The organism is Micromonospora sp. NPDC051300, from assembly GCF_044455315.1.
GTDB lineage: Bacteria > Actinomycetota > Actinomycetes > Mycobacteriales > Micromonosporaceae > Micromonospora > Micromonospora robiginosa.
Map to the genome: position 1 here is coordinate 18,775 of NZ_JBITEP010000041.1, position 22,933 is coordinate 41,707.

20 protein-coding genes are annotated in these 22,933 nt (G+C 75.0%); 6 read left to right on the forward strand and 14 right to left on the reverse strand.

Annotated elements, in window-relative coordinates:
• Positions 1–38 precede the first annotated feature (38 nt).
• The gene (locus ACIA5A_RS28640; protein ID WP_396767540.1) at positions 39–584 is read left to right on the forward strand and encodes a low molecular weight phosphatase family protein; all 546 of its coding nucleotides are present in this window, start codon (positions 39–41) and stop codon (positions 582–584) included.
• Here the strand turns inward: ACIA5A_RS28640 and ACIA5A_RS28645 are convergent.
• Positions 565–2,019, reverse strand: coding sequence for a polysaccharide biosynthesis tyrosine autokinase (locus tag ACIA5A_RS28645; RefSeq protein WP_396767541.1), 1,455 nt, complete (start codon positions 2,017–2,019; stop codon positions 565–567). The genes ACIA5A_RS28640 and ACIA5A_RS28645 overlap by 20 nt on opposite strands.
• A gap of 185 nt (positions 2,020–2,204) precedes the next feature.
• On the opposite strand from ACIA5A_RS28645, the gene ACIA5A_RS28650 reads away from it, so the two are divergent.
• Together ACIA5A_RS28650 and nhaA are read left to right on the forward strand one after the other, a co-directional pair.
• On the forward strand, positions 2,205–4,061 hold the full coding sequence (locus tag ACIA5A_RS28650) for a polysaccharide biosynthesis protein (protein WP_396767542.1): 1,857 nt from the start codon (positions 2,205–2,207) through the stop codon (positions 4,059–4,061).
• Between the two features lie 149 nt (positions 4,062–4,210).
• On the forward strand, positions 4,211–5,509 hold the full coding sequence (gene nhaA / locus ACIA5A_RS28655; protein ID WP_396767543.1) for a Na+/H+ antiporter NhaA: 1,299 nt from the start codon (positions 4,211–4,213) through the stop codon (positions 5,507–5,509).
• A 56-nt stretch (positions 5,510–5,565) separates the two neighbouring features.
• On the opposite strand, the gene ACIA5A_RS28660 is transcribed toward nhaA, so the two are convergent.
• From ACIA5A_RS28660 to ACIA5A_RS28695, 8 genes are all read right to left on the reverse strand, one after another.
• Entirely contained in the window at positions 5,566–5,757 is a 192-nt protein-coding gene (locus ACIA5A_RS28660; protein ID WP_396767544.1) for a hypothetical protein, read from the reverse strand.
• Between the two features lie 98 nt (positions 5,758–5,855).
• Positions 5,856–6,443 carry a TMEM165/GDT1 family protein gene (locus ACIA5A_RS28665; protein WP_396767545.1) on the reverse strand — a complete coding sequence of 196 codons (588 nt, stop codon included), beginning with the start codon at positions 6,441–6,443 and terminating at the stop codon, positions 5,856–5,858.
• Positions 6,444–6,669: 226 nt separating this feature from the next.
• Entirely contained in the window at positions 6,670–7,641 is a 972-nt protein-coding gene (gene egtD / locus ACIA5A_RS28670; protein ID WP_396767546.1) for an L-histidine N(alpha)-methyltransferase, read from the reverse strand.
• A 37-nt stretch (positions 7,642–7,678) separates the two neighbouring features.
• Entirely contained in the window at positions 7,679–8,425 is a 747-nt protein-coding gene (egtC, locus tag ACIA5A_RS28675; protein WP_396767547.1) for an ergothioneine biosynthesis protein EgtC, read from the reverse strand.
• 9 nt (positions 8,426–8,434) lie between these two features.
• Positions 8,435–9,757, reverse strand: a complete 1,323-nt coding sequence (egtB, locus tag ACIA5A_RS28680; protein ID WP_396767548.1) for an ergothioneine biosynthesis protein EgtB — start codon at positions 9,755–9,757, stop codon at positions 8,435–8,437.
• A complete protein-coding gene (gene egtA, locus ACIA5A_RS28685) occupies positions 9,754–10,989 on the reverse strand; it encodes an ergothioneine biosynthesis glutamate--cysteine ligase EgtA (protein ID WP_396767549.1) in 1,236 nt (411 codons plus the stop codon). Before egtA ends, egtB begins: the two co-directional genes overlap by 4 nt.
• 157 nt (positions 10,990–11,146) lie before the next feature.
• Positions 11,147–11,893, reverse strand: coding sequence for a hypothetical protein (locus ACIA5A_RS28690; protein WP_396767550.1), 747 nt, complete (start codon positions 11,891–11,893; stop codon positions 11,147–11,149).
• A 16-nt stretch (positions 11,894–11,909) separates the two neighbouring features.
• Positions 11,910–12,563, reverse strand: a complete 654-nt coding sequence (locus ACIA5A_RS28695) for an RNA polymerase sigma factor (RefSeq protein ID WP_396767551.1) — start codon at positions 12,561–12,563, stop codon at positions 11,910–11,912.
• A gap of 525 nt (positions 12,564–13,088) precedes the next feature.
• On the opposite strand from ACIA5A_RS28695, the gene ACIA5A_RS28700 reads away from it, so the two are divergent.
• Positions 13,089–14,489: a serine/threonine-protein kinase gene (locus ACIA5A_RS28700; protein ID WP_396767552.1), complete on the forward strand. Its 1,401-nt coding sequence runs from the start codon at positions 13,089–13,091 to the stop codon at positions 14,487–14,489.
• 48 nt (positions 14,490–14,537) lie between these two features.
• On the opposite strand, the gene ACIA5A_RS28705 is transcribed toward ACIA5A_RS28700, so the two are convergent.
• The 5 genes from ACIA5A_RS28705 to ACIA5A_RS28725 form a co-directional block, all read right to left on the reverse strand.
• Complete coding sequence (locus ACIA5A_RS28705; RefSeq protein ID WP_396767553.1) at positions 14,538–17,018, reverse strand: ABC transporter permease; 2,481 nt, start codon at positions 17,016–17,018, stop codon at positions 14,538–14,540.
• Positions 17,019–17,023: 5 nt separating this feature from the next.
• Entirely contained in the window at positions 17,024–17,788 is a 765-nt protein-coding gene (locus ACIA5A_RS28710) for an ABC transporter ATP-binding protein (protein WP_396767554.1), read from the reverse strand.
• 148 nt (positions 17,789–17,936) lie between these two features.
• Positions 17,937–18,602 carry a response regulator gene (locus ACIA5A_RS28715; RefSeq protein ID WP_396767555.1) on the reverse strand — a complete coding sequence of 222 codons (666 nt, stop codon included), beginning with the start codon at positions 18,600–18,602 and terminating at the stop codon, positions 17,937–17,939.
• Entirely contained in the window at positions 18,599–19,822 is a 1,224-nt protein-coding gene (locus tag ACIA5A_RS28720) for a sensor histidine kinase (RefSeq protein WP_396767556.1), read from the reverse strand. The genes ACIA5A_RS28715 and ACIA5A_RS28720 overlap by 4 nt, the downstream gene beginning before the upstream one ends.
• 37 nt (positions 19,823–19,859) lie before the next feature.
• Complete coding sequence (locus ACIA5A_RS28725) at positions 19,860–20,513, reverse strand: DUF305 domain-containing protein (RefSeq protein WP_396767558.1); 654 nt, start codon at positions 20,511–20,513, stop codon at positions 19,860–19,862.
• A gap of 207 nt (positions 20,514–20,720) precedes the next feature.
• Between ACIA5A_RS28725 and ACIA5A_RS28730 the strand changes: the two genes are divergently transcribed.
• Both ACIA5A_RS28730 and ACIA5A_RS28735 read left to right on the forward strand, forming a co-directional pair.
• Entirely contained in the window at positions 20,721–22,157 is a 1,437-nt protein-coding gene (locus ACIA5A_RS28730) for an LVIVD repeat-containing protein (RefSeq protein ID WP_396767559.1), read from the forward strand.
• Between the two features lie 73 nt (positions 22,158–22,230).
• Positions 22,231–22,845 (forward strand): HDIG domain-containing metalloprotein, encoded by a 615-nt coding sequence (locus tag ACIA5A_RS28735; protein WP_396767557.1) that lies wholly within the window; start codon positions 22,231–22,233, stop codon positions 22,843–22,845.
• Positions 22,846–22,933: the final 88 nt, after the last annotated feature.

Genomic DNA, 22,933 nt, shown 5'->3' on the forward strand with positions numbered 1-22,933 from the left:
CACCACCCGGCGCCACCGCGCCGACCAGAGGGGTGCAGATGCTCGACAGGGTGCTTTTCGTCTGCCAGGCCAACATGTGCCGGTCACCGATGGCCGAGTTCCTCGCCCGCCGGCTGCTGGCCGACCTGCCGGTGGTGGCGACCAGCGCCGGCACCGACGCGGTCGACGGCGCCCCCATGCACCCGTACGCGGTCGAGGTGGCCGGCGCGGACGCCGCCGCCTTCCGCACCCGCCGGCTGCGGCCGGAGCACCTGACCGCGGCCACGCTCGTGCTGACCGCGACCCGGCGGCAGCGCTCCGTCTGCACCGCGCTGGCGCCGGCCGCGCTGGGCCGCGCGTTCACGCTGCACCAGTTCGCCCGGCTCGCCGCGGCGGCCACACCGACCGCCGCGGACGGCGGGACGCCGCTGCGCGCGGCGCTGGGCGCGGCCGTCCGCGCCCGGGGGCGGATGCAACCCGCCGCCCCCGGCGCGGACGACCTGTGGGACCCGATCGGCGGCTCCCCGGCCGACTTCCGCCGGTGTGCCGAGGAGATCGAGCGGTCGATCCGATCCGTGCTCACGCTCATCGCGACAGCCGCGTGAGTTCCTGCGTCCGGTCCCCGGTGGGAGCCTGCGCGTCGCGCCGGGACGCCTCGGCCCGGTCCGCGGGCACCGCGCCCGGGGCCGGCGGCACCACCACCTTGTACGTCTCGTACTGGTAGGAGTCCGCCTTGCCCACCTTGGCCATGTTGAGCACGCAGCCGAGCAGTCGCACCGAGACCGAGCTGAGCGCCCGGGCCGCCGCGGCCACCTGACCGCGCGAGGTCCGTCCCTGCTGGGTCACCAGCAGCGCGCCGTCGGCCTGCACGGCCACCACCACGCCGTCGGTGACCGCCAGCAGCGGCGCGGTGTCGATGATGACGATGTCCGCCGACTCGCGCAGCGCCACCAGCAGGTCCGCCATCGCCTTGGAACCGAGCAGTTCGCTCGGGTTCGGCGGGGTGGCGCCGCTGGGCAGCACGAGCAGCGACTTCTCGCCCCAGCGCTGCACCACGTCGCCCACCTGCACGTCGCCGACGAGCACGTCGGTGAGCCCGACACCGCCGTCGAGGCCGAGGTAGTCCGCCGCCTTGGGGCGTCGCAGGTCGGCGTCGATGAGCAGCACCCGCCACCCCGCCTCGGCCAGCGCGATGGCGGTGTTGCAGGCCATGGTGGTCTTCCCCTCGCCCTGCAGGGCGCTGGTGACCGCGATGACCCGGGCCGGTTCGTGCACGTCCACGAAACGCAGGTTGGTGCGCAGCTTGCGAACCGCCTCGGCGCGGGCCGAGGTGGCCGCGTCGCCGACGATCAGCGGGGCCGCCTTCGCCCCGGACTCGAACGGGATCTCGCCGAGCAGCGGGCTGCCGGTCACCCGTTGCAGCGCCACCGCGTCGCGCATCCGCACGTCGGCCAGGCCGCGCAGCACGGACAGGCCGACGCCGGCCAGCAGGCCGAGCAGGCCGCCGACGACCAGATTGCGCACCGGCTGCGGCGAGACCGGGTTGGAGGTGACCCGGGGGCCGCTGACCAGTTCGATCTTGATGGGCGGCGCCTTGCCGTCCGGGGGCGTCTCCACCTTGCGGACCAGCTCGATGAACTTGGCGGAGAGCACCTCGGTGGTCTTCAGCGCCCGGGTCTGGTCGGTGTCGGTCAGGGTGGCCTTGAGCAGCACCGTGCCGACCGTCGTGGCGGTGGTGATCCGGCTGCGGACCTGGTCGGCGGTGAGGCCGAGCGGCGCGTCCGCGACCACGCTCTGCGCGAGCCGGTCGCTGGTGAGCAGGTCGCCGTAGGACTTGACCCGCTGCTGGAGGAAGAGGCTGCCCTGGTAGGCGTCGGTGACCCCCTGGCTGGGGGTGGTGACGAAGAACGTCACCGAGGCCTGGTAGCGGGGCGCCGTGCGGACCGTCACCAGGGCCGCGACGCCCACGGCGAGCATCACCGTCACCAGCACGATCCACCAGTGGCGTCGGACCAGGCGCAGGTAGCCGAGAACGTCCATCACTCTCCCCCTCGCGACACGCCGGTCTGCCGATGAAACTGCACGAATGCCCCCTAAAAGCCCAAGTCGCCGTGCCAGGATCGAATCGCCTATTCGCCACGTTAGGTGACCAGACGAATGTAAACGAACAGACGTGCACGGAAGATGTGAATCCGCCGATTCCGGAGAGACTGACGAGGGCAACCATGGACCGTGAAGCCACCGCCGCCGAAGACGTCGTGCGACCCCGCCGCCGGATCACCCACCGCGCCGCCACCCTCTCCCTGTTAACGCTGGACACGGCCGCGTGGTGCGGAGGATTTCTCGGCGCCGCCTGGACCCGCTACGAGTTCGAGTTGACCGCCGCCCGGGGCGCCCGGGTGCTCGGCGTCGCGCTCGCCTGCGCCGCGCTCTACACGCTCCTCACGTTCGTGCGGACCCGGGTCTACGGCCGCTACCCGATCGGCAGCGCCGGTGACGCCCGCGGCCTGGCCGGCGCCGTCGGAATCGCCGTCCTGGTCACGCTCGTCGGCGTGCTGCCCTGGGCCGACCGCCCCGTCCCGGCGACCACCCCACTGGTCGGCGGCGCGGTCGCGCTGGTGCTGATGGCGACCGGCCGCGGGCTCTGGCGCGCCCACGCCGACCGGCGCCACCCGGCCACCCCGCACGCCGAGCGGTGCCTGGTCTACGGCGTGGACGCGGCAAGCGAACGGCTGGTCCGGGTGCTCCTGCACGACCCGGAGAGCAACTACCGGCCGGTCGGCCTGCTCGACGACGCCCCGGACAGCCGGGGACTCCGGCTGGAGGGGCTACGCGTGCTCGGCGGCCGGGACCAGGTCGGCGCCGTCGTCCGGGCCACCCAGGCCCGTACCGTCATCTTCTCGATGAGCTGCGCCGACGCGGGCCTGCTGCGCGACGTGCGCACCCGCACGCTGGAGGCCGGCGCGGCGTTCAAGGTCCTGCCCCCGGTGCGGGAACTGCTCGACCGGCCGGTCGCCGCCACCGACGTCCGCGACCTGCAGATCACCGACCTGCTCGGCCGGGCCCAGCGGGTCGCCGAGCTGACCGTCGAGCGTGGCGGGCTGGCCGGTCGCCGGGTGCTGGTCACCGGCGCCGGCGGCTCGATCGGCTCCGAGCTGTGCCGGCAGATCGCCAGGTGTGAGCCGGACGAGCTGATGATGCTCGACCGGGACGAGTCCGCGCTGCACGCGCTGCAGATGTCCCTGCACGGCCGGGCACTGCTGGACGGCCCCGAACTGATCCTGGCCGACATCCGCGACGCCGAGGGCATCGCCCGGGTGGTCGCCGACCGGCAGCCCGACGTGGTCTTCCACGCCGCCGCGCTGAAGCACCTCACCATGCTCCAGCGCCACCCCGGCGAGGCGATCATGACCAACATCTGGGGCACCCTCAACGTGTTGGCGGCCTGCCGGGACGTCGCCCAGTTCGTGAACATCTCCACCGACAAGGCGGCCAACCCGACGAGCGTCCTCGGCTACTCCAAGCGGATCACCGAGCGGCTCACCGCCCACCAGGCCGGGCACCTCGGCGGCGCCTACCTGAGCGTCCGGTTCGGCAACGTGCTCAGCAGCCGCGGTTCGGTGCTCACCGCGTTCCAGGCGCAGATCCGCGCCGGCCTGCCGATCACCGTCACCCACCCCGACGTGACCCGCTACTTCATGACCGTGCAGGAGGCGGTGCACCTGGTCCTGCAGGCCGCCACGATCGGCCGCGGCGGCGAGGCGCTGGTGCTCGACATGGGCGAGCCGGTACGCATCGCCGACGTGGCACGCCGGCTGGCCGCCGAGGCGGACCACCCGGTCGACATCGTCTACACCGGGCTGCGGCCCGGCGAGAAGCTGCACGAGCACCTCTTCGGCGCCGACGAGTCGGACACCCGCCCGCTGCACCCGCTCATCTCCTACGTGCCGGTGCCCCCGCTCGACCCGGACGAGGTGCGCGGGCTGGACCCGTACGCCGACCCGGACGAGCTGGTCAAACGGCTGGCGGCGTTCTGCGAGACGGTCGGCGCGGTCGCGCCGGCGCTGCCCGGGCAGCGCTGAGCCACGTGAGCGGTGCGGGCGCGCGGAGGTGGCGCCCGCACCGGTTCGACTCGCCGTCCGGCCGGCGGCGACGGTAGGGTTGACCACGGTGTGCCGGGAAGCCTGGTCGGCGATGCGATCAGCCGACCCCTCTCCCGAACGGACACCCCGTGCCTCACGATCCTCCCCGCTCCCGCCTGCTGTCCCGGCGGTCCTGGCCGGAGGCCCGCTTTCTGGCCGACGTGCTGCGCACCGAGACCGTGGGCGGCGGGCTGCTGCTCCTCGGCGCGGTTCTCGCCCTGGTCTGGGCCAACTCGCCGTGGCGCGCGGCGTACGCGGCGGTGGGCGACTGGGTGCCGTGGCCCGGCGGCGCCGCGCTGCATCTCGACCTCAACCTCGGCGCCTGGGCCGCCGACGGGCTGCTGGCGATCTTCTTCTTCGTGGTCGGGCTGGAACTCAAGCGCGAGTTCGTCGCCGGTGACCTGCGCGACCCCCGGCGGGCCGCGCTGCCGGTGGTGGCCGCCGTCGGCGGCATGGTGGTGCCGGCGCTGGTCTACCTGGCGGTGACCGCGAGCGCCGGCGACGCCGGGATGCGCGGCTGGGCGATCCCCACCGCCACCGACATCGCCTTCGCCCTCGCCGTGCTCGCCGTGATCGGCTCGCACCTGCCGCAGGGCCTGCGCGCGTTCCTGCTCACCCTCGCGGTGGTCGACGACCTGCTGGCGATCACCGTCATCGCGGTGTTCTACACCGCCGACTTCCACCCCCTGCCGCTGCTCGGCGCGCTGCTGCCGATCGCCGGGTTCGCGTTCCTGGTGCAGCGGCGACGCACCTGGTGGTGGGCGCTCATCCCGCTCGCGGTGGGCGCCTGGGTGCTGGTGCACGCCTCCGGCGTGCACGCCACCGTGGCCGGGGTGCTGCTCGGCTTCACCGTGCCGGTGCTCGCCGGACGCGCCGGCGAGCCCGGGTTGGCCGAGCGGCTGGAACACCGCTGGCGGCCGATCTCCGCCGGCCTCGCCGTGCCGATCTTCGCGTTCTTCGCCGCCGGCGTCTCGCTCGTCGACGTCGACCTGGGCGCGGTGGTACGCGACCCGGTGGTGCTCGGGGTGGCCGGCGGCCTGGTGCTCGGCAAGGTGATCGGGGTGTTCGGCTCGACGTTCCTGCTCGCCCGGTTCACCCGCGCCGAGCTGGACGAGGAGATCACCTGGGCGGACCTGCTGGGGCTGGCGCTGCTGGCCGGTATCGGCTTCACGGTGTCCCTGCTCATCGGCGAGCTGGCGTTCGGCCCGGGCAGCCCGGAGGACGAGCGGGTCAAGGCGGCGGTGCTGGCCGGCTCGCTGATCTCCGCCGCCCTGGCCGCGGTGGTGCTGCTGCGCCGCAACCGGGTCCACCGACGGATCAGCGAACGGGAGAGCCGCGACGACGACGGCGACGGCATCCCGGACGTCTACCAGGAGCGGCGGGCCTGAGACGGACGGGCGCCGGCCGCCGTCCCCGGTCGGGGGCGGCGGCCGGCGCCCGGCGGTCAGCGGCGGCGCTCGGCGCGCTCGTCCTCGGTCTCCTCCAGCGCGTCGGCGAACGGCTCGGTGAAGTCGTCACCGGGCACCGCGACCTGCTCGGCGCGGTCCTGCTCGTCCGCGCGGCCGCCGGCCGGCGGCTCCGGCGCCGTGGCGCCCCCGGCGAAGCCGTACTCGTTGGGCTCGTCGTGCCTGCTCATGCGCGGAACCTCCCGGTCGTCCGAATCCTGGTGGCGGCGTCACGACGCCACCACCAGGTCCCTTACCCACACCGAGCGCGCCCGATCATCGCCGACGCTCAGGTCAACTCGGAGATCGCCTCGAAGATCAGCCAGAGGCCGCAGATGGCGAACAGCACTGCCGCGCCGTAGCGGATCGCCCGCTCCGGCAGGTGCCGCCCCAGCATCCGACCCACCAGGATCGCCAGCGCGTCGGCCGCGACCATGCCCAGCGTCGAGCCGAGCCAGGTGCCGAACCAGCCGTACTTGGTGGCCAGCGTGATGGTCGCGAGCATGGTCTTGTCGCCCAGCTCGGCCAGGAAGAACGCGACGCCGACCGCGACGATCGCGGACTTGGTGCTGCGTTCGGCCTTGCGCTTCTCCTCCTCGGTCAACTTGTCGCCCCGCAACGTCCAGGCGCCGAAGCCGAGGAACGCCAGACCGGCGATCAGTGAGATCCAGCCCGTGGGCAGGGCCGCGTTGAGACCGACACCGATGGCCACCGAGGCCAGGTGGACGATCGCGGTGGCGATGGTGATGCCGATGAGCACCGGCAGGGGGCGGAAACGCGTGGCGAACGTCAGGGCCATGAGCTGGGACTTGTCCCCCAGCTCGGCGACGAAGATGACGCCGAAGCTGATCACCAGCGCGACGAGGAAACCCTCCATGTGAACCTTCCCGATCAAGCCGGGAGGAGAGACAGGGGCGCCCTCGACCCGGCTGCGACAGCCTGAGTCGAAGGTCTCGCCCGCCCCGGGGACCGGGGCCGCGTGGCCGGATGCGGAACGCACCAGTGTGTCGACCACGACATTGGGGGCTACTCCCCTTCGCGCCGACCAGCCTAGCCGATCACCGCCGGACCCGCCCGCCGGGTGTGTCCGGGGCCACCCGGCCTCACTCGGCGCGGGCCAGGCTCACCCCGAACAGGCCGTCCGGGTCGGTCCAGAACGCCTCGCGGGCGAACCCCGCCGCGGCCAGCTCGTCGGCGATCCCGGCCGGCCGGAACTTCGCCGAGACCTCGGTCCGCAGCTCCTCCCCGGCCGCGAACGCCACGTCCAGGTCCAGCGCCGCCACCCGCACCCGGGCCGGACGCTCCGCGCGCAGCCGCATCTCGATCCACTCCCGCTCCGGGTCCCAGACCGCCACGTGCCGGAAGGCGTCCACGTCGAAGTCCGCGCCCAGCTCCCGGTTGACCACCCGCAGCACGTTGCGGTTGAACTCGGCGGTCACCCCGGCCGCGTCGTCGTAGGCGGGCACGACCACACCCGGGTCCTTCACCAGGTCGGTGCCGACCAGCAGCCAGTCGCCGGCCTCCAGGGCCGCGCGCGTGGCGGCGAGGAACCCGGCCCGCTCCGCCGGCAACAGGTTGCCGATCGTGCCGCCGAGGAACGCCACCAGCCGCCGGCCGCCGGTGGGCAGCCGGTCCAGGTGACGGGTGAAGTCACCCACGATGCCCCGCACCCGCAGGCCCGGGTACGCGGCGGCGATCTGGGCGGTCGAGGAGCGCAGCGCGCTGACCGAGACGTCCAGCGGCACGAACGTGCCCAGGTCGCCGTGGCGGGTGAACGCGTCCAGCAGCAGCCGGGTCTTCTCCGACGAGCCGGACCCCAGCTCGATCAGCGTCTTCGCCCCGGTCGTCGCCGCCACGTCGTCGGCGTGCGCGGCCAGCACCGCCCGCTCGGCCCGGGTCGGGTAGTACTCCGGCAGCCTGGTGATCTCCTCGAACAGCTCGCTGCCCCGGGCGTCGTAGAACCACTTCGGCGGCAACCACTTCGGCGACGCGGTCAACCCGACCCGTACGTCCTCCCGCAGCGCCCGGTCCAGGTCCTGCTCCTCCAGGTGGATCTCCAGCGGCTCCGCGCTCATCGACTGTCCTCTCTGCTGTGCGGATGGGTCGGATGGGTCAGGCGGTGGTCAGCTCGCGGACGTCCAGCCCGGCGGCGGTAGCCAGCACCAGCCGCCCGTCCGGCACCGGCTGCCAGGCGGTGTCGTCGTCGTACGGCTCGGAGGCCAGCACCACCGAACCGGGGCCGCGCCGCACCGACAGCGCGTGCCCGGCCACGCTCGCCGCCACCGTTGAACCGTCGGTGAGCAGCAGGTTCAACCGTGAGCCGGGCGCGGCGGCGGCGACCCGCGCGACCGTGCCGGCCACCGCCTCGCCGGGCGTCTCCCCGGCTCGCAGCCGGTGCCGGACCAGCGCCCAGAGCACCGCCGAGTCGGTCGGCACCTCCAGGGTGAGCAGGTCGCGGACCGGCAGCTCGGCGGCGAGCGGTGCCAGGCTGTCCGGCCAGCCCCGGACCACGCCGTTGTGGCTGAACAGCCAGCGCCCCTCGGCGAACGGCGCGGCGGCGGTCTCGTGCAGGGGCATGCCCACCGTCGCCGAACGCACGGCCGCCAGCACCGCCGGGGCGGACGTGACGGCGGCCAGCTCGGGCAGCGTGGTGTCGCTCCACATCGGCTGGGCCCGCCGGTAGCGGACCGGGTCCCCGCCGTCGGGATACCAGCCGACGCCGAAACCGTCGGCGTTGATGGTGCCGCCACCACGCATGTCGCGCGGCGCCCAGGACTGGCGCAGCAGCCCGTACGGAGGGTCGTGCAGCAGGCTCCGCAGGGTGACCGGTGGACCGAGGTAGGCGAGGTGACGACACATCGGGCCGGTTCACTCCCCGGCGTCGCGGGCGCAGCGGAAGCCGCTGAAGATCTGCCGCCGGATCGGGTAGTCCCAGTTGCGGAACGTGCCCCGGCAGGCCGAACGGTCGGTGCCGAACGAGCCGCCGCGCAGCACCCGGTGGTCGTCGCCGAAGAAGACCTCCGAATACTCCCGGTAGGGGAACGCGGTGAAGCCCGGATGCCCTCGGAACGTGTCGGCGGTCCACTCCCACACGTCGCCGATCAACTGGTGCACGCCCAGCGGCGAGGCGCCGGCCGGATACGCGCCCACCGGCGCCGGGCACAGGTGACGCTGCCCCAGGTTGGCGTGCGCGTCGGTCGGGTCCTGGTCGCCCCACGGGTAGCGGCGGGACCGGCCGGTCTCCGGGTCCCAGCGGGCCGCCTTCTCCCACTCCGCCTCGGTGGGCAGCCGCTTGCCGGCCCAGGTCGCGTACGCCTGCGCCTCGTACCAGCAGACGTGCACCACCGGCTCGTCGTCGCGCACCGGCGACCAGCGGCCGAACCGCCGGTACGCCCAGCCGTCGCCGTCGCGCCGCCAGTGCAGCGGCGCGGACAGCCCCGCCTCGACCCGGTGCCGCCAACCGGCCTCGCTCCACAGCCCCGACCGCTCGTAGCCGCCGTCGGCGATGAAGGCGCGGTAGTCGCCGTTGGTCACCGGCGCCGCGTCGATGAGGTAGGCGGGCAGGTCCACGGTGTGCGCCGGGCGTTCGTTGTCCAGCGCCCAGGGGTCGGTGGAGGTGCCCATGGTGAACGGCCCGGCGGGCACCCGCACCTCGCCGCCGACGGTCGCGGCGGGCTCGGGCGGCGGCGGGGCGGCCAGCACCGGCTCACCGGCGCGCAACTGGTGGGTGGCGAGCATGGTCTCGTCGTGCTGCTGCTCGTGCTGCACGATCATGCCGAACGCGAAGCCGTCGTGGACCAGCCGGCGCTCGGTGAAGCGGATGCCGTCCAGCAGGTCGTACACCTTGTCGCGCACCGTGTGGACGTAGGCGCGCGCCTCGGCCGGGGGCAGCAGCGGCAGCGCCGGCCGGTCCTTGCGGGGCTGCTTGAACGCGTCGTAGAGGTCGTCGATGTCGCGGCGCACCGGCGCCCGCCCGCCGACGTCGCGCACCAGCCACAGCTCCTCCTGGTTGCCGACGTGCGCCAGGTCCCAGACCAGCGGCGACATCAGGGTGGAGTGCTGCCGGACCAGGTCGGCGTCGTCGACCGCGTCGGTCAGTGACGCGGTGCGGGCGCGGGTGCGCGCCAGTTCCGCCGCGATCCGGGCGCGGAGCCGCTCGGCGTCCGTACCCGGCTGCTCGGTGGTGGTCACCGGTGTCCCCTCTCCGCGGCGGCGCGGCGCCGCCGGATCGCTCGGTGGATCTGGTCGTGGGTCCCGGCCGGCAGGTCCAGCTCGGGCAGGGCGGCGAGCGCCAGGTCGAGCAGGGCCGACGCGGCGCTCGCCAGCGGACGCTCGGCCAGCCCGCGCCGGGCGGCCGCCTGCCAGCGGTCGGCGACCGGAGCGGCGACGGCGAGCGCGTCGCGGGTGGTCGACGGGTCGGCGAAGAGCGCGGCCAACACCGCCAGCGGTACGGTCCACTCCCTGCCCGGCTGGGCGTCCAGGTAGCGCAGCTCCAGGTAGCCGCGCGGGCGGACCGGCGGGAAGAGCGTGCTGACGTGATAGTCCAGATCGTCGGTGGTGGGCGGGTGGGGCAACGCCCCGGCCAGCCAGTCGGCGAACGTCACGCCCTCCGGCGGCGTCCAGTCGGGGCCGTCGCCGCGTACGCAGAGCAGCGGCGCGGCGAGCACGTAGCCGGTCCAGGCGGTCACCGGGTCCTCGTCGGCGGCGGCCGGTGACCAGACCGGGCGGGTGCGGGCCGGGTCGATCGCCAGCCAGGTGGCCATCCGGGCGGACGCCCAGCCGGTGGCCCGGCCCGCGTGCCGGTCGGCGGTGGCGAACGCGGCAAGCAGTGGTGGCCCGACGGCGTGCGCGGCGGCCCACCGTTGTGCCAGCCGGTCCGGCTCGCCGGCGTCCAGGCAGACCTGGAGCCCGGCGGTGCTGTACATCATGGCCCGCCCGGCCGGACCGCGCCTGTCGAAGACCCGGCGCATGGCGCGGTAGCGGGCGGTGTCGACGACCGGTTCGGGTGCGCGCCAGGGATCCATCCCGGTGCCACCCAGCACGAGGCCGGTGGCGTCCAGCAGGGCGCGCAGCTCGTCGACGTCGGCCTCGGTGGCGCGGACGAGCGCGCCGACGGACGGTCGGGGCGGGGCGGAGATCTCCACCTGCCCGCCGGGCTCCACGGTCACGGCGCCGCCGTGCCGGAGCTCGTCGGCCGGGCTGGTGGGGTCGAGGGTGACCGGGCGGTGCCGGCCCAGCGCCTCGCACAGTCGCTCGCGGCCGACCGGGCGGGTCGGGTCCGCGGCGTCGTGCACGGTCCATTCCAGTTCGACGCCGGTGAGGGTGGGCGGACCGGTCTTGAAGCAGATGCGGGCCAGGTGCCCGCGGGCCGCCGCCTCGTCCCCGAGGACGCTGGCGCGGTCCAGCTCCGGCGACATCACCACGTGACGGCTCCTCTCGCGGAGACGGGCGACCACGGCGTCGCCCGGGACCCGGTGGGACGGCGCGGGTCCGCGCGTCCCCCCATCCTCTGTCTAGCAGACGGAAATCGCGCGCCCGGTGAGATGAATTTTTGTCCGAAATCCGGGCGTGCCGGACCGCTCAGTCGTCGTCCTCGTCGCCGGGGCCGGGCTTGCGCGCCTCGTCGCCCGGCGACTTCTTCGACTTGGGGTCGGGCGGGATCGGCGCCGCCGGCGTCGGTTCGCTCCCCCGGCAGTAGCTCTCCACCCGGTCGGCGCCCCCGGCGGCGGCTACCAGGTCGGCGAAGCCCGGCTTGGTCAGGGCCTTGGCCCGCTGCCGCTCCGGCTTGGCCAGGTAGGCGCGGCACTGGCCGGCGAGCTTGCCCTCGACCGGCGGGGTGGTGGATCCGCCGGTCGGCGTGGCCGAGGGCGACGGGGCGGTCGACGGCGGGGTGGGCGACGGCACCGCGGCGCTCGCCTCGCCGGCCGGGCCGCTGGGCGCCGGGCGCGACGGCCCGGCGCCGGTCGGGCCGGTGCCGGCGGTGGTGGACACCGGCGGGACCACCGGCTCCGGGCTCCGGTCCAGCCGCACGGCGGCGAACGCCACCCCGGCGACCGCGGTGGCGGCGAGGCCGGAGAACGCGGCGGCGAGTCGCAGGCGGCGGCGCGGGCGACGCGCGGACGCCGGGGCGGTGGTCGCGGGGGCGGCGCGGGCGGCCCGGAACGCGGCGAGCGCCCGCTCCTCACCGTCGAGTTCGCGCCCGGTGGGCGGCGCCGCCGCGGCGGCGAGCAGCCGGGTCAGCGCGTCCGCGTCGGCAGGCGTCGTGGCGCGCGCGGCGTCCAGGCGCCGGTCGGATTCGGCCCGGTCGGCGGGCCCGGGAGAGTTCATGCCGTTTCCCCTCACGTCAGCCCTCCGCCGGCTCGGCCTCGGGCGCGTGCGGCGCCGGGCGGTCGGTGCGGGGCCGGGGCGGTGCGGCATCGCGGGTCTCCGGCGGGAGCGCGCCCGCCTGCTCCGGCGCGCCCTCCGCGGTGCGCTCCAGCATCGCCGCCAGCCGGCGCAGCCCGCGGTGCGCGGCGGTGCGTACCGCGCCGGCCCGGCGGCCCAGCACCCGCCCGGCGGTCTCCGCGTCGAGGCCGATGACGGCCCGCAGCATCACCGCCTCGGCCTCGGCCGGCGGCAGCGTGCGGATCAGCGCCAGTGCGCTCTCGGTGCCGATGGCCTCACCGGCATGGTCGGCGGTGTCGCTGTCCGCGGCCAGGTCGGTGAGGGCCTGCACGGGCACCGGGACCACCGGCCGCCGTCGTTGCCGGCGCAGGTGGTCCATGGCCCGGTTCCGGGCGATGGTGACCGACCAGGCCCGAAACTCGCCACCGGTGAACGACGGCAGGTCCCGGGAGATCTGCAGCCAGGTCTCCGAGGCCACGTCCTCGGCGTCGCCACCGACCAGCGCGGTCAGGTAGCGCAGCAGGGCCGGTTGCAGGCTGCGGTAGAGGAAGCGGAACGCCTCCTCGTCACCGGCCTGCGCCGCGGCGACCGCCTCGTTCAGCTCTCCGGTCACGGTCGCCGCCCGGGGTGGGCCTGGGGCGCGGGCCGCCGGTTCGCCGACGCGGGAGACCACACCGCCATCCGCATCACGGCCCCCCGTCGAGCTGATCGGCGCCGGCCTCACGGACCGGCGCGCCACTGGACATCGCCGCCGGTACGGCCGGGGCGGGACATACCGTACCGGCGTCGTCGGACGACCGGGAGCCCGGCCGTCCGGCGCGGGGTGAACAGCCTGCCCACGGGGCCCGGACCGGCGGAAAAGCGAGAGAAATGTCTACCCGCGCTCTCGGCGTGTCGGTGTAACGAAGGACACCACGCGGGCGCTGCACCCCGTCACAACGGGGGCGGATTCCTGCCGGCGAAGCGGACACCCGTCGGCACGCCGGCATTTTCTGGCCCATCGTACCCGGTCGGTTACGGTCAGCCCACCGGCCGCCTCACCCTCCGCCGTTCGGCGGAGCGGTCCGCAACCGCTCGCCGAGCGTGACCGGAGAGATCGCCGGAAATACTTCCGGACCGCTGTGGGTACGGTATGGGGATGCTCTCCTCCGACGTCGTACTCAGCGGTCGGTACCGCCTGGATGACCGTGTCGCCACCGGCGGCATGGGCGACGTCTGGCGTGCCAAGGACCTGGTGCTCGGCCGTCAGGTGGCGGTGAAGGTGCTCCTGCCGGCGCTGGTGAACGACCCCGACTTCATCGCCCGGTTCCGTTCCGAAGCACGGATCATGGCCTCGCTGCGTCACCCCGGCGTGGTCCAGGTCTTCGACTGCGGCGAGGACGAGCTGCCCGACGGCAGCCGCGCCGACTACCTGGTCATGGAGTTCGTCGACGGGGAGCCGCTGTCCCGGCGGATCGAGGACGCCGGCCAGCTCGAGGTCGCCGAGACCATGTCGATCGTGGCCCAGGTGGCGCAGGCGCTGCACGGCGCGCACGGCCGGGGCATCGTCCACCGCGACGTGAAGCCGAGCAACCTGCTCGTGCAGGACGACGGCACCGTGGTCCTGGTCGACTTCGGGGTCGCCCGCTCGACGAACGTCACCAGCATCACCAGCACGAACGCGGTGCCCGGCACCGCCCTCTACATGGCGCCCGAGCAGGCCGCCGGCCGGCCGGTCTCGGGCGCCACCGACGTCTACGCGCTCGGCGCGGTCGCCTACTGCTGCCTGACCGGCAGCCCGCCGTTCACCGGCGACAACCCGCTCCAGGTCGCCGTGCGTCACCTCGACGACGAGCCGCCGGAGCTGCCGGCGGAGATCCCCGCCCCGGTCCGTGAGCTGGTGGCCCGGGCCCTGGCCAAGGACCCGGCCGACCGCTACCCGAGCGCCGCCGCGATGGCCGACGCCGCCCGGGCCGCGCGGACCGTCTCACCCACCGCCACGGTGCCGGCGGCGCTGCGCGGCGCGGCCGCTCCGGCGCCCACCCGCGGCGACCAGCCGGTGGTGCGGTCGGCGGCCGCCGCCCCGGCCCCCCGCCGCCGGGGTCGACGCGGCGCGCTCGTCGGCGCGCTGGGCGCGGTGCTGGTGGCGATGACCGCGCTGGGCGCGATGCTCGCCGCGGCCAAGGACGCCGAGGCCCCGGCCACCCAGATCGACTCCACCAGGCCGGCGGTGGCGCCGAGCAACTCGGTCGCCGACACCGCGGTCACCGGCGAGCCGCCGGCAAGCGTCGACGACAACAACTGGCGGCCGGCCGGGTCGAGCGGCCGACCCTCGGCCTCGACCTCGGTGTCGCCGAGCACCTCGCCGAGCGGATCGGTGCAGCCGAGCCCGTCCCGGGTTCCGTCGACGGCGCCGACCGCGCCGAGCACCGCGCCGACGACCACCGCGCCCCCGGTCGAGACCACTGCGCCGACCGAGACCACCACGACCACGACGGCCCCGGCCGGCGGCGACGGGGGCGGCGGCGACACCGGCGGCCAGCCGGTCACCCTGCCCTGACCGAATCCGGCCCGGACCCGCGCGAGGCGGGACCGGGCCGGGGCGGGCTCAGTCCGCGCCGAGCGACGCCACCACCGGCCGGGCCAGCGCGCGCCGCGCCGGCAGGACCGAGGCGAGCAGCGCGGCGAGCCCCGCCACCGCGACGATCAGGCCGAGCCGCCCCCAGGGCAGCACCAGCGTGAACTCACCGCCGACGCGGGCCACCACCGCCATCGCCCCGGCCGCGACCCCGATGCCCAGCGCGACGCCGATCAGGGTGCCGACGAGCGCGGTGAGCACGGCCTCGACCGCCAGCGTCGCGCGCATCCCGGCCCGGCTCAGGCCGACCGCACGCAGCACCGCGTTCTCCCGGGTGCGTTCCACCACCGACAGGCTGAGCGTGTTGGCGACGCCCACCAGCGAGATGACCACGGCCAGGCCGAGCAGCGCCGTGACGAAGCCCAGCACCATGTCGACGGTGCCGGTGAGCATCCTCTTGTAGGCGGCCTGGTCCATCAGGTTGACCGTGGGATAGCGCGCGATCACCGACTCGACCGCGACCCGGGCGGCGTCCGCGCCCACCCCGTCGGCCGGGTCCACCTCGGCCAGGTAGCCGCGCTCGGCGGGAAAGAGGCGGCCGAAGTCCGCGTCCGCCATCTCCACCACGAACCCTCGCCGGACCCGGCCGCCGCCCGGGACCGGCCGGTCGTCGGCCACCACGGCGGCGACCCGGAACGGCCGGCCGGCGACGGTCACCGTGTCGTCCACGGCCCAGCCCCGGGCGGCGGCCAGCTCGCGGTGCACCAGCACCGCGCCCGGCCCCAGCGCGCCCGGGTCGCCGGCGTCCACCCCGGACAGGGTGCGGCGGACCAACGCCGGGTGCGCGGCCCGCACCTCGACGCCGTCGGTCACCCGCCTGCGCTGCTCGTGCACCACGCCCAGCTCGGGTCGGGCGGCCAACTCCGCGGCGAGCGGCGCGGGCAGGTCCCCGCCGATGCCGGTGACCAGGAAGTCCACTCCGACCCGGGCGTCCACCGCCCGCTCGATGCCGGCCTTGACGCTGCCCGCGCCGACCACGAACGAGGAGACCAGCCCGATCCCGATCACCATGGCCGTGGCGGTGGCCGCGACCCGGCGCGGGTTGCGTACCGCGTTCGCCACCGCCAGCGCGGCCGGGGCGCCGAACAGCGCGCGGGCCGGCACGCCGAGCACCCGGACCAGTGCCGGCACCAGCACCGGGCCGAACGCCACCACCCCACCGAAGGCGAGCAGCCCGCCGGCCGCCACCAGCGGCACCTGGCCGGTGGCGCCGGCGCCCCACAACGACGCCACCCCGGCGGCGAGGGCCAGCGCGCCGACCACGAGCCGGACCCGCCCGGCCGGGCGGGCGGGACGCGTCGCCGCGTCGGTCAACGCCGCCACCGGCGCGATCCGGGTGCCCTGCCACGCCGGGAGCGCGGCGGCGCCCACGGTGAGCGCCGTGCCCAGCGCCAGCGAGAGCAGCACGGTCCGGAGGGTCACCGTCACCCCGCCGCCGGCCGGCGCCCCGACGCCGCCCAGCAGCGCGCCGAGCGCGGCGGCCAGCGCCGTCCCCACCAGCACGCCGATCGCGGAGGCGGCCAGGCCGGTCAGCGCCGCCTCGACAAGCGTGGCCCGGTGGACCTGCCCACGGGTCGCCCCGACCAGCCGCAGCAGCGCGGTGCGCCGGGACCGCTGGGCCAGCACGATCGCGAAGGTGTTGGCGATGACGAAGCCGGCCACCACCACCGCGACAGCGGCGAACGTGCCCAGCATCAACTCGAACTGGCGCAGGTCGCGCACCGCGTCGGTGACCGCCGCGTCGAGGATCGCGGCCCGGTCCCGCACCGTGACGCCCGGCTCCGCCGCGGCCCGCACCCGCTCGGCGAGCGCCGTCACGTCCACGCCGGGCCGCGTGGCCACCATGATCCGCCCGTAGCCGCGCCCGCCGCCGACGGCGAGGGCGTCCGCGCCGGTCAGGCCGATGAACGGGCCGCCGACGTCGCGGACGCTGCCGGCCACGTCGACGGCGCCCACAAGCGTGTACGACCGGGCCGCGCCGGCGGCGCCGCCTACCGACACCGGGCCGCCGACGGCGAAGCGCTGCTCGGCGACGGTCCGCTCGTCCAGCACCACCTCGCCCGGGCGCTGCGGCAGCCGGCCGGCGACCACGTCGTAGGACTGCAGGGCCGGCTCGGTGGGGATCGCGGCGAGGACCGCGTACCCGAGCACCGGACGGCCGTCGGCGCCGACCACGCCTGCGGTGCCGGTCAGCTCCCCCGCGGCGGCGGCCACCCCGTCGAGCGCGCGCACCCGGTCGACGAGCGCCGGCGGCAGGGGCGTGGCGCCGGCGTACGCGGCCAGGTCGGTGTGCCTGTCGAACGCGCCGGCCCGTTGGTACGCGCCGGCCCGCATGCCGTCGGTGAACATCAGGGTGCCGGCGACGAACGCGACGCCGAGCACGATCGCCAGCGAGGAGAGCAGCAGGCGCAGGCCGTCGGCGCGGACCTGGCGCAGGGTCAGGCGCAGCATCCCGGTCACCGCCGCGCTCCGGCCGTGGCCGGGTGGAGCCGGGCGAGCGCGTCGCGGACCGCGCCGGCGGTCGGCCGGTGCAGCTCGTCGACCAGCCGGCCGTCGGCCAGGAAGACCACCCGGTCGGCGTACGCGGCGGCCGCCGGATCGTGGGTGACCATGACGACGGTCCGACCCAGGGTGTCCACCGCCTCGCGGAGCAGCCGCAGCACCTCCGCCCCGGCCCGGGAGTCGAGGTTGCCCGTCGGCTCGTCGGCGAAGACCACCCAGGGGCGGGTGACGAGCGCCCGGGCCACCGCGACCCGTTGCTGCTGGCCGCCGCTCAGCTCGGCCGGGCGGTGCCCGAGTCGGTCGGTCAGCCCGACCGCGGCCACCACCTGCCGCAGCCAGGCCGGGTCGGGCCGCCGGCCGGCGAGGCTCAGCGGGAGGACGATGTTCTCTCCCGCGGTCAGCGTGGGCAGCAGGTTGAACTTCTGGAAGACGAAGCCGATCCGGTCCCGGCGCAGCCGGGTGAGCCGGCGGTCGTCCAGCCCGGCCAGGTCCGCCTCGCCGACGCGCACGGTGCCGGCGGACGGCCGGTCGAGGCCGGCGAGGCAGTGCAGCAGGGTGGACTTGCCGGAGCCGGACGGGCCCATGACGGCGGTGAACCGGGCGGCGGCCAGGTCGAGGTCGACGCCGTCGAGGGCGACGACGCGGGACTGCCCGACGCCGTACTCCCGGCGCAGGTCACGGGCGGCCAGGGCGACGCCAGTGGTCGGGGTTGCGGACACTGTGGAACTCCCGTCGGAGGCGGTCTGGGGACCCTTCCGACGCTATGGCCGGCGCCCGGCCGGCGATCTCCACCTGCGCGCTCGACCTCGGTACTCCCCCGGTCGTCCCCGACCGGGCGGACCCGTACGACCTGCGGCGTACGCCGGCTCAGTCGCCGGGGGTGACCAGCCCGCTCTCGTACGCCAGCACCACGGCCTGGACCCGGTCGCGGAGCTGGAGCTTGGCCAGGATCCGCCCGACGTGGGTCTTCACGGTCGCCTCCGCCACGTGCACCCGGGCGGCGATCTCGGCGTTGGACAGCCCCTGCGCCACCAGCAGCAGCACCTCCCGCTCCCGCTCGGTGAGCTGGGCCAGCCGCGGGTCCTCCGCAGGCGTCGGGCCGAGCTGCCCGGCGAACCGGTCGAGCAGCCGCCGGGTGATCGACGGGGCCACCACCGAGTCGCCCTCGGCGACCACCCGGATCGCGGCGAGCAACTCCTCCGGCGGCACGTTCTTGAGCAGGAAGCCGCTCGCCCCGGCGCGCAGCGCGGCGAACGCGTCGGCCTCGGTGTCGAACGTGGTCAGCACCAGCACGCGTGGTCGCGTGCCGGCCGAGCGGGCGCAGATCCGCCGGGTCGCCTCCACCCCGTCCATGGTGGGCATGCGCAGGTCCATCACCACCACGTCGGCCTCGACCCGGTCCAGCACCCGCAGCGCGTCCGCGCCGTCGATCGCCTCGCCGACCACGGTGAGGTCGGGTTGCGAGTCGAGCACCATCCGGAAGCCGGCGCGCACCAGCGCCTGGTCGTCGACGATCATCACGCGCACGGTCACGCGGCCGCGCTCCCTTCCTCGGTGCCGGTCGCCTCGGGCAGCGGCAGGCGCGCCTCGACCCGCCAGCCGCCGGCCAGCGTGGGTCCGGCGGTCAGCTCGCCGTCGTACACCCCGACCCGCTCCCGCATGCCGACCAGGCCGTGCCCGCCGGACGGCGCCGGCCGGACCAGCGGACGGCCGCGACCGTCGTCGACGACCCGGACCGCGACGGCGTCGGCGCCCCAGTCGAGCGTCACCTCGACCGATGCGCCCACCCCGGCGTGCTTGAGGGCGTTGGTCAGGCTCTCCTGCGCCACCCGGTAGACGGTCAGCTCCAGACCGGGTGGCAGCGCCACCGGGTCACCGGCGCCGCCGCGGTCGACGCGCAGCCCGGCGGCCCGGAACCGGTCCAGGAGCGCGGGCAGCTCCACCAGCGCGGGCCGCCGGTGCGCCGGCTCGCCGGCGGGCTCCTCGGCCACCGCCACCGGTTCCGGCCGGCTGGGCTCCCGGAGCACCCCGACCAGCCGCCGCATCTCCTCCAGCGCCTGCCGGCCGGTGTCCGCCACCACCTTGGCCGCCTCCCGCGCGGTGGCCGGGTCCCGGTCGAGCGTGAACCGCACGCCGTCGGCCTGCACGATCATCACGGCCAGGCTGTGCGCGACGACGTCGTGCAGCTCGCGAGCGATGCGGGTGCGTTCCTCGGCCACCGCCGCCCGGGACTCCGCCTCCCGTTCCCGGTCCGCCGTCGCGGCGCGTTCCTCCAGGCTGAGCACGTAGAGGCGGCGGGTGCGCACGTTCAGCCCGACCAGCCACACCGCGCCGGTGATCAGGCCGTAGTAGAGCGCGCCGGCCCACCAGGGCGACGGACCGGGCCAGGAGAGCGCGGAGAGCAACACGCCGATCGCGGCGCCGATGCCGGCCAGGATGCCGTCGCGCGACCGGGCGGCGTACTTGACCACGCTGTAGAGCGCGATCAGCACGCCGATGTCGTAGCCGAGCGGACCCCAGCCCACGATCACCTGGAGCAGTGCCAGCGCGGCCACCGCGACCGCGACCGCGGACGGGTGGGTGCGCCGGAAGAACAGCGCCGCCGCCATCGCCACGCCGACCGCGAACGCCGGCAGGCCGCCCTGCTCGGCCAGGAGGCCGAGCACGGCGAAGACGGCGACCAGCCCGGAGACGGCGGCGTCGAACGCGACGCCCCGTAGCGGGCGGCCGAGGATCAGGCGGTCCACGGTCACCCAGCGTACGGGGGTGACCGGTGTCTCCTCGGCCCGGTCAGGGGGTGACGAGGGCGCGCATCCGGGTGATCTCGGCGGACTGCTCGACGGCCACCCCGGTGGCGAACTCCTGCAGGGTCTGGTCGACGCCGACCTTGAGCAGGTCGCTGGACATCACCACGGCGCCCTCGTGGTGGGCGGTCATCATCCGCACGAAGAGCCTGTCGAACGCCGCGCCGCGCGCGTCGGAGAGTTGTCGCATCGCCTCGGCGGACTGCATCCCGCGCATGGTGGCGTGGTCGTGCCCGGCGACCTCGGCGGGCAGGTCGCGGGTGCCGAGCCAGGCACGCAGCACACCGACCTCCGGCCCCTGGGCGGCCCGGATCCGGTCGGCGACGGCGCGTATCCGGGGGTCGGCGGCCCGGTCGGGAGCGAGCTTCGCCATCTCCAGGGCCTGCTCGTGGTGCGGGATCATCATCCGGACGTACCAGACGTCGAGGCCGTTGTAGCGGGGCTTCGCCGCGTCGCGGACCTGCCCGCCGGGGCGGGTGGCCGCCGGCTCGCCGGGGCGGCCGGGGACGAGCACCGGCGGCGCCGAGACGGTGCCCGTGGGGCTCGGGGTGGCCGGGGCGGCGGTGCTCGGACGGGGCTCGTCCGCCGCCGGGCGGCGGTCGTCGTCGCAGCCGGCCAGCGCCGGGCCGCCGATCGTCAGGAGCGCGGCCAGGACTGTGACGGGAAGCCACGCACGTGCCGGTCGACCGGTCACACGGCCCTCCCTCCGGTCGAGGTGACAGCGATCCTATCCATAGACGAAAGTTCCCGGATGTGATCGGCGTCACATTGATGACGGTCACATGTCGGTAAGGTGTGCCGAATCATCATCCCCTTTCGAAGGGTGTTGCCGATGATCAACATCCACATGTCCCATGCCCGGACCGTCAGCCTCGCCGCCGCCGGCCTGCTGCTCGCCGGCGTGATCGCCGCGCCACCGAGCAGCGCCCAGGAGATCCCCCGCAACCAGGCCGCGCCGGCCACCGTGGACAGCGCCGTCCCCGGGGTCGACGAGATCTCCAGCAGCCCCAACCTGCGCCAGGTGGCCAACCTGCCGAAGCAGGCCCCGTTCGACACCACGACCGCCCTCGGCACCGACATCGCCTTCCAGGGCCGGTACGCGTTCGCCGGCAACTACGAGGGATTCGTCATCTACGACGTGTCGCGGCCGAGCCGGCCGACGATCGTGTCGCAGGTGCTCTGCCCCGGCTCGCAGAACGACATCTCGGTCAGCGGGAACCTGCTGTTCCTGTCCACCGACTCCTCCCGCAGCGACGACTCCTGCGCCAGCACCGCCCAGCCGGCGTCGGTCAAGGAGTCCTGGGAGGGCATCAAGATCTTCGACATCCGCGACAAGCGCAACCCGCGCTACATCAAGTCGGTGGAGACGGCGTGCGGCTCGCACACCCACACGCTGGTGCCCGGCAAGGACAAGCGCAACCTCTACCTGTACGTCTCCTCGTACAGCCCGCGCGCCGAGTTCCCGGACTGCCAGCCGCCGCACGACTCGATCTCCATCGTCAAGGTGCCGGTGAAGAACCCCACCACCGCCTCGGTGGTCGCCACCCCGAACCTCTTCCCGGACGGCGGCTACCCGGGCATCCCGGGCCAGACGTCCGCCACCACCGGCTGTCACGACATCACCGCGTACCCGTCGAAGGACCTGGCCGCCGGCGCGTGCATGGGCGACGGCATCCTGCTCGACATCAAGGACCGGGAGGCGCCGCGGGTCATCGAACGGGTCACCGACGCGGTGAACTTCGCGTTCTGGCACTCGGCCACGTTCAACAACGCCGGCACCAAGGTCGTCTTCACCGACGAGCTGGGCGGCGGCGGCGCGGCGACCTGCAACGAGGTGGTCGGGCCGGACCGTGGCGCGGACGCCATCTACGACATCACCGGCCGCGGCGACGCCCGCAAGCTGGCGTTCCGCAGCTACTACAAGATCCCGCGGATCAACGCGGACACCGAGAACTGCGTGGCGCACAACGGCTCGCTGATCCCGGTGCCGGGCCGCGACATCATGGTCCAGGCGTGGTACCAGGGCGGCATCTCGGTGTGGGACTTCACCGACTCGGCCAAGCCCAAGGAGATCGCCTACTGGGAGCGCGGTCCGCTGGACGCCGCCCAGTTGCGCACCGGCGGCTCCTGGTCGGCCTACTGGTACAACGGCCACATCTACTCCAGCGACATCCAGAAGGGACTGGACGTGCTGGAGCTGCGTGACCCGCGCACCTGGCTGGCCCAGCTCATCCGGGTGCCCGAGCTGAACGTGCAGACCCAGGCGGGTTACCTGAGCTGGTGACCCCCGGAACGACCCGGTCGGGCCCGGCATCCCCGCGGGGGCGCCGGGCCCCGCCCGTGGAAGGGGCGCCGACGTGACGATCGACCACCGGACGGCGGTGCCGACCGACGAGCGGATCCGCTCCCTGCACGAGCGGTACGCGCCGACGGCGGAGGCGTTCGCGCTCGTCTGGACGCACTGCCGGATCGTCTGCGAGATCGCGGAACACCTGCTCGACCGGCACGACACCGGCCTCGACCGCGCGCTGGTGCGGGCCGGCTGCCTGCTGCACGACATCGGCGTCTACCGCCTGTACGACGCCGACGGGCGGTTGGACCAGCGGAACTACGTCCGGCACGGGGTGCTGGGGCACGCGCTGCTGCGCGACGCCGGCCTGCCCGACGCGCTCGGCCGGTTCTGTTCCCGGCACACCGGGGTGGGGATCACCCGCGAGGACGTGCTCCGGCAGCGCCTGCCGCTCCCGGTGGCCGACCACACGCCGGGCACCGGCGAGGAACACCTGGTCATGTACGCCGACAAGTTCCACAGCAAGACCGCCCCGCCCACGTTCGTCTCGGCGGCCGGCTACGCCGCCACGGTGGGGCGGTTCGGGGCGGACAAGGTCGCCCGGTTCACGGCGCTCGTCGAGCGGTTCGGCGAGCCGGACCTGACCGCGCTGGCCCGCCGGCACGGGCAGCCGGTCGCCTAGGGCCTGTCCTGTCGATCATGGAAGCCAGATGACAGCGGCGACGAGGACCAGGCTGGCTCGGTAGAGGGATGCCCGTTTGGCGTAGCGG

What these genes read in the sequence shown, in the direction of transcription:
- ACIA5A_RS28640 (WP_396767540.1), top strand. Translation starts at nt 39, where the DNA reads ATGCTCGACAGGGTGCTTTTCGTCTGCCAGGCCAACATGTGCCGGTCA.
- ACIA5A_RS28645 (WP_396767541.1), bottom strand. Translation starts at nt 2,019, where the DNA reads ATGGACGTTCTCGGCTACCTGCGCCTGGTCCGACGCCACTGGTGGATC.
- ACIA5A_RS28650 (WP_396767542.1), top strand. Translation starts at nt 2,205, where the DNA reads ATGGACCGTGAAGCCACCGCCGCCGAAGACGTCGTGCGACCCCGCCGC.
- ACIA5A_RS28660 (WP_396767544.1), bottom strand. Translation starts at nt 5,757, where the DNA reads ATGAGCAGGCACGACGAGCCCAACGAGTACGGCTTCGCCGGGGGCGCC.
- ACIA5A_RS28665 (WP_396767545.1), bottom strand. Translation starts at nt 6,443, where the DNA reads ATGGAGGGTTTCCTCGTCGCGCTGGTGATCAGCTTCGGCGTCATCTTC.
- egtD (WP_396767546.1), bottom strand. Translation starts at nt 7,641, where the DNA reads ATGAGCGCGGAGCCGCTGGAGATCCACCTGGAGGAGCAGGACCTGGAC.
- egtC (WP_396767547.1), bottom strand. Translation starts at nt 8,425, where the DNA reads ATGTGTCGTCACCTCGCCTACCTCGGTCCACCGGTCACCCTGCGGAGC.
- ACIA5A_RS28690 (WP_396767550.1), bottom strand. Translation starts at nt 11,893, where the DNA reads ATGAACTCTCCCGGGCCCGCCGACCGGGCCGAATCCGACCGGCGCCTG.
- ACIA5A_RS28700 (WP_396767552.1), top strand. Translation starts at nt 13,089, where the DNA reads ATGCTCTCCTCCGACGTCGTACTCAGCGGTCGGTACCGCCTGGATGAC.
- ACIA5A_RS28705 (WP_396767553.1), bottom strand. Translation starts at nt 17,018, where the DNA reads ATGCTGCGCCTGACCCTGCGCCAGGTCCGCGCCGACGGCCTGCGCCTG.
- ACIA5A_RS28730 (WP_396767559.1), top strand. Translation starts at nt 20,721, where the DNA reads ATGTCCCATGCCCGGACCGTCAGCCTCGCCGCCGCCGGCCTGCTGCTC.